Source organism: Methylobacillus sp. MM3, from assembly GCF_001645185.1.
GTDB lineage: Bacteria > Pseudomonadota > Gammaproteobacteria > Burkholderiales > Methylophilaceae > MM2.
The window spans coordinates 1-388 of record NZ_LXTQ01000044.1 but is presented as its reverse complement, the minus strand read 5'-3'; the positions used below and the strand labels follow the sequence as shown (position 1 = coordinate 388).

1 protein-coding gene is annotated in these 388 nt (G+C 53.9%); it reads left to right on the top strand.

Annotation, left to right across the window (positions count from 1 at the left end; translation table 11 throughout):
- Positions 1–44 precede the first annotated feature (44 nt).
- On the top strand, positions 45–388 hold a 344-nt coding region (locus A7976_RS11850; protein ID WP_371440618.1), incomplete at its 3' end, for an amidohydrolase family protein.

Sequence of the window (388 nt, the reverse complement as noted above, 5' to 3'; positions counted from 1 at the left end):
GCGATGCCCTGACGCAACGCTACCCCGACGCCAGCTTCAAAGAGATGCATGGCCGGATTGTGATGCCAGGGATTGTCTGCTCGCACAACCATTTTTACTCGGGGCTTTCCCGCGGAATTATGGCAAACATCGCCCCTTGCCCGGATTTCATCTCAACGCTGAAAAATCTCTGGTGGCGGCTCGATCGCGCCCTTGATGAAGAGTCGCTCTATTACAGCGGACTGATTTGTTCCCTGGAAGCGATTAAGAGCGGATGTACATCGGTTATCGATCACCATGCCTCTCCGGCGTATATCGGCGGGTCGCTCTCCACATTGCGCGACGCATTTTTAAAAGTTGGCCTGCGCGCGATGACCTGTTTTGAAACTACTGACCGTAACAACGGCAT